The organism is Paenibacillus sp. 01L418 (assembly GCF_056400045.1).
Genome location: NZ_JBFTSN010000401.1, coordinates 1 through 5,846 on the forward strand (window position 1 = coordinate 1; position 5,846 = coordinate 5,846).

The following is a 5,846-nucleotide window of genomic DNA, read 5'->3' on the forward strand; positions in this document are numbered from 1 at the left end:
GTAATATGCAGTACATTTATCCCCAATGCGATGAACATCATTTCTTTCACAATACCGCGGCATCGTAAAATAGTACCTAACGTCATGCTTATTGCTGTGATGAAGACGGARCTGCCAACAATCGATAGATAGCTGACTCCTTCTGCCATCACATCCTCGGGCACTTTAAAAAGCGCTAAAAACACGTCGGCATAGACAATCAATCCTACGCTAGCTATTAAACCGAGCATAACATTCAAAGTAAGCGCCGTTCTCCCGATTCGATCGGCGCCATGCAAGTTGCCTGCGCCGAGCCATTGATTGAGAATGACACTTGTACCCACCGTAACAAATCCAAACATCAAGCCCACTACAACTAAAATCTGATTAGCTATCCCAACCGCTGCCACTGCTCCATCAGAGTAGCTGCTTAGCATCATCGTATCGACCGTTCCAATCAGCATCCCAAATAAAGCTTCAATAAAGATAGGCCATGTTATCGAAATGATGCTCTTTTGGCGCGGATCAACCTGTTTACTCATTCAAATTCACATTCTTCCTGTTCATGTACTACCCTGCTGTTATCGTCAGACTACTGTTATCATGTATGAGAGTACACCCTATCCAACAAATAGGGGTTGAGAGAATGCGCCAAAACCGCCTTCCAAATAAACTGCCGCCCTTACGTAACCTTCATCACCACGACACTTGTAACTAACGCTATTGAAACGACCGGAAGTCTCGAATAGTACATTTCCGTCTTTGCCGAACAAAGTTGCATATTTGTACATCCGGTCCAATCCTTCACTCGCAAGCAGCTTAAACTCGATCGTCCCAGCGGCTGCATGAATCGACTCAAACCCATAGCCTGTTGAAACATAGAAACTTCCGGATTTCATCGCTGAAGTAATACTCTCATTGGTGTTTTGCTCAGCAAGCACCATATTCCAAGTTCGTTTCTCTTGCCCATATACATGAAAATCGTCTCCGCCAAACCCCCATACTTTTCGCCCAGCTGAGAGCAGCGCATCCCATTTGTCAAACGCAATGTCGAACGCTGGATTTCCTTCGCCATTTACGATCTCGATTCCGGTGTAGCAAGGCATCGCGAGCATATCTTCAATCGGCCAATACTGCGAATAATAACGATTCGGATGAACGAGTACGCTCATTCCTCCTTGCTTCGTGCAAAGGTCAGAATACTGCTGATACCGTTCTACCGAAAACTCGTTGGAATAGCTGTCCATCATCGAGCGCGGAGGGTTAATGAGAAGCATATGCCTTTGCGGACTGCTAACCTCCATCGCTTCGAATACGGTCGTGATTGAACGTTTCCCTTCATGAACGGTAATGAAATCGTGGTCGGAAATGCCGAGGAAATCGTATTGCCCATACATCCGGTAAACCGTCTCAAGCGTTTGAGAGCCACAAGCACTATTTGTCGTATGATTATGGAAGCTCCCTTTCAGCCACATGCCCTCTTGTTTATCATAAGGATTTGAAATGATTACTTGTGTCATTCACTATGTTCCTCCGTTCCTGCCTTATTCTTTGACCGAACCGATCATAACGCCTTTGGCAAAATACTTCTGAATAAATGGATAAATCATAATAATCGGTGTGATGACGATAATAATCGTCGCCATTTTCAGCGAGTTTCCTGTCACCTGAATTTTGTCCAGCATTTCATATTGCGTCGAACCAGCCGCTTGCTCGAGCGTATTTCGAAGCGCATCTGCCCGGGTCAGCATTTCCTGCAGCAATGTTGATAAAGGCCGCAGATTGCTCTCTCGAACATAGAAGGCACCTGTAAACCAATCATTCCAATGCCCCTCTGCGTTAAATAACGCGATGACAGCAACAACCGGCCTGCTGAGCGGCATGATCACCTTCATGAAAATTGAAAAATCATTATATCCATCAATTCTTGCAGATTCTTCGAGGCTTGGACTGATCTCTTGGAAGAAAGTCCGCATAATTATTAAATTCCATGCACTATACAAGCCCGGAATGATATAAACCCAGATTGTATTCGTCAAATGCAAGTCTTTCAACAACAAATAGTATGGAATGATGCCGCCGCTAAACAACATGGTGAAAAAAATAAGCATGGTAAAAAACCGAACGCCTGGCATCGCTTTTCTCTTTAATGCGTAAGCTGCCATCGCAGTCAAAAAGACGCTCGCTAATGTCCCGACAATCGTTCGGAACATCGAAATGCCGAATGCACTTACAATATTGGAGGATGAGAAAACTTCCTTATAGTTTTCAATAGACCATAATCTCGGCCACAAATAGATGCCTCCTCTTTCCGCATCTTTGCCTGAATTAAAGGACAAAGCAAAGATGTTCAGAAACGGAAGAATGATAGATAAACATAAAAGAATGATCAATACATAGATGGCAATCTGAATTAATTTTTCTCCTGTAGAAATCTTATAAAATGGTTTATCCACGTTATTTGCACTCCTTCAACATTTGCGAAGCAAAACAGCCTCGGAAGCATGTCCTTAGCGTTAGTGGTCCGTCTCATCGCATTACATTTCATGTACGAATGAAACAGACCACCAGCAGCTTTAATGAATGTTATAGTTCTACTTTTGTATTTGGATCGCTATCTTTTTTCTCAAGCAATGCTAAGTAATCATCCAAGCCTGCAGCCTTTAATTGTTCAGATGCTGACTCCAATATTTTCGTTACTTGATCCTGGCTTTTAGCATAATAAGCACGTTTGAGGCTCTCGTCATAATTATCAAGTGCAGCTTTTAATTCCGTTTCCTTCGCAAACTCGCCAAGGAAAGCCGTTGGAGCATACGTATCTGAGATTATTGCACTCGCTCTTTTCTTATCCCACTCCCAATACTCAGCAATCTTGAGCGGTCCCTCATTGATATTAGGTTTGGCAGCATTACCGTATTCTGTTTCACCAAAATCCGCTATACGATCAACGTCTGTATTGCCAAGAATTTCGCCCCAATAGTTGCCTACCCCCGCAAACCCAAGCGCTTTCGCGGCTTTCGAATCTTTATCTTTCAATTCCAATACTTCATTTTTCACAATCGGGTTGCCCTTACCATCAAGTGTGTAGTCTCTTCCTTCAATTCCGTATTGCCAGAGCAGCTTGCCTTCGCGGCTCGCCAAGAAGTCAGCGAATTTGACGATATCTTCGGGATTTTTGGTTGAAGATGGAATCGCCCAAGCACCGCCAGCTGTTTTATAGCTAAGCTTCATCTGGTAAGGCTTATCCGCTTCATTTAACGGACCAATCGGCAAGTAATGCATGTCTTTATTAAATTCAAGGTAGTTATGCATATCAGCAATARTCGCGAAGGAGCCGTTCAAAATGCCTTCTGTTGCACGATTTTCTTCCATCGTATAAAACTCAGGATTCATCAGCTTTTCTTTCAGCAGCTTTTGAACAAACGCTACACGCTTGAGCGGGTATTCCGTTTGACTCTCGTGAACAATTTTACCTTCCTTATTCCGTACAAAAGTTTGGTTCACATTTACAGTCAAGTCACTATACAACGCTTTAACTTCTGTTCCGCCCCAGTATCTTGGACCAATAACGCTGGCAATGTCTTTTCCATTGTTGTCTTTGAAATTTCCAGCTTTAATTTTTTGTGCCACCTCATACAACTTCTCGGAAGTTGTAATCGTTTTTGGATCGATATTAAGCGCTTCGGCAATATCCTTGCGAATAAATGGTCCGCCTAACATTTTCCGCGTTTCATAGCCTGTTTCTCTCGAAATATTCATGTGCATGAAATAGGCTGAGCCGTTAAACTCTGGACGGAACATGACGCCGTTTTTCGTATCAAGCGGCAGATAGCCATCTTCTAGATACTTGCTGTATACTTTCGTATCCTTCATAAACGGAGTCAGATCTGTGAACATGCCTTCGCGCGCAGCTTTTAGTACAACCGGCATTTCTGGTCGACCGCTATGATTCAAATAAAATCCGATAAAGTCAGGCAAGTCACCCGAAGCAAGTCCAGCAATTAAGCCGTCAAGCGAACGATTGGCTGGCATTATATTAATTTGATAATCAATTCCCGTTTTCTCTTTAATTTGTTTTAATACTTCCGGGTTCATCTCTTCCGTATAATCGTCTGCCCCCATAAAGATTAAGCCTTTAATTTTGCGGTCGGCAATCCAAGTCGCAGGTTTATCTTTGTTATCATTTACGCCTTCCTGCTTGTTCCCTGAATTTGTTGAATTTGTTTCTTTGGCCGCGCAGCCAGTAATTAACAAGGAAGCTATAATCGGAACCGTCAACAGTCTTGCCCAATTTTTGTTCTTAAACATGATATCTCCATTCCTACCTTCTCTTTTTAATTTATATGGAAAAACGCGGTTAAGCGTCTCTCTTCAAGGAAAAATGCTGCTATCGAACAAGTTACCAAACCGAAGTGCCGGACACTTTTCGTGCAAAACGATTGGCAGTGACTACAAGAACTAAAGCGATAACACCTTGCATCATACCGACTGCTGTTGCATATCCGTATTGTCCTTGCTGCAAGCCCACGCGGATCACATACGTATCCAGAATATCTACCAAATCACTGTTTCCTGGCATTTTGAGCAAATATAACTGGTCGAATCCCGCTGACAAAATGCTTCCAAGCGATAGAATAAACACGATGAGAATGGTCGGACGAATCGACGGAAGGGTTATATGCCATATTTCCGCCCATTTGCTTGCCCCGTCAATTTTGGCCGCTTCATACATGTCTTGATTAATTCCAGCGATGGCTGCCAAATAGATGATGGAATCCCAGCCGATTGTYTTCCATATGTGGCTGCCGAACATGATTTGATAAAAATATTTGGCTTCATTCATAAAGAATGTGCTGCCGTCTCCCCCAAAATAGGTGATCGCTTCATTAAGCAAGCCAGTATCCGGCGCCAATGTTCTTTGTACTAAACCAATAACGATGACCCATGACATAAAATGCGGTAAATACGAAATACTCTGGGCGATGTTTTTAAAGGCACGGTTTTTAATTTCATTGAACATTAGCGCAAGTAAAATCGGGAACGGCAAACCGAGAAACAGCTTCATTGAGCTGATGATGAGTGTGTTTTTGATCAGCGTCATACTTTGAACATCGTTGAAAAACTTTGCGAAATATTCAAAGCCGACCCACGGACTCTCAAGTATGGTCTGATTAAATTTGAATTCCTTAAACGCTAGAAGCAATCCGCCCATTGGGATATAGGAAAAAATAATGAAGGACGCTAGACAAGGCAGAAGCATGAAGTACAAATAGCGGTATAACCATATTTTTTTCAACAAATAAACAAAACGCTGTTTTTTTCGATTTCCAGTTGGAACTAAAGCCACTTTGGTTTGCAATGAGGGCTTCTCCCTTCGTTATCATTTTTGAATTAACCTGTTTCCATCTTTAATTGTTTCAGCAGATTAACCTCGTTTGTCGTTATTTCATMGACACCTAAATCAATCATCTCGTTAAGAGATTCCCTATCATCAACGGTATAGACCCATACTGCCAAACCCAGCCTATGTGCGTATTCCACCAATTCGCTGCGGCAAGTTCGGTAATTCAGGTTTAAGCCGTAATATCCGCCTACATTTGCCCATTCGCAAACGTTTCGCGCCCATCCGATATAGTCGAGTTCCTCTTGTTCAGTAAGTACATCCGGCGTGTTATAAAGAACCTTAATTCCCCGGTGGCGGTTCGTAATTTCGTCCGAGCACCCCGTAATGAATACAAGCTCCTCCATTTCAAAATTCCTGATGCTCCTAATCGCCGGTTCAATTACCGCTTCTGTTTTGATATCCAAATTGAGCTTTATGCCGTATTCCCTTGCCAAGCCTAGAACTTCATCGAGTGTCGTAATGG

At 42.8% G+C, this 5,846-nt stretch carries 6 protein-coding genes; all 6 read right to left on the reverse strand.

Features of this window, described 5'->3' with window-relative positions; translation table 11 throughout:
* Positions 1-521: MATE family efflux transporter (locus AC1DSE_RS28755; RefSeq protein ID WP_477528596.1), on the reverse strand; the 521-nt coding region annotated here is incomplete at its 3' end.
* Positions 522-599: 78 nt separating this feature from the next.
* The gene (locus tag AC1DSE_RS28760; RefSeq protein WP_477509662.1) at positions 600-1,499 is read right to left on the reverse strand and encodes a CehA/McbA family metallohydrolase domain-containing protein; all 900 of its coding nucleotides are present in this window, start codon (positions 1,497-1,499) and stop codon (positions 600-602) included.
* Between the two features lie 24 nt (positions 1,500-1,523).
* Positions 1,524-2,435 (reverse strand): carbohydrate ABC transporter permease, encoded by a 912-nt coding sequence (locus tag AC1DSE_RS28765; protein WP_477509663.1) that lies wholly within the window; start codon positions 2,433-2,435, stop codon positions 1,524-1,526.
* Between the two features lie 130 nt (positions 2,436-2,565).
* On the reverse strand, positions 2,566-4,287 hold the full coding sequence (locus AC1DSE_RS28770; RefSeq protein ID WP_477528597.1) for an extracellular solute-binding protein: 1,722 nt from the start codon (positions 4,285-4,287) through the stop codon (positions 2,566-2,568).
* Positions 4,288-4,378: 91 nt separating this feature from the next.
* A complete protein-coding gene (locus tag AC1DSE_RS28775; RefSeq protein WP_430059321.1) occupies positions 4,379-5,239 on the reverse strand; it encodes an ABC transporter permease in 861 nt (286 codons plus the stop codon).
* Positions 5,240-5,370: 131 nt separating this feature from the next.
* Positions 5,371-5,846 (reverse strand): glycerophosphodiester phosphodiesterase (locus AC1DSE_RS28780; protein WP_477528598.1); only part of this gene is annotated, 476 nt, incomplete at its 5' end.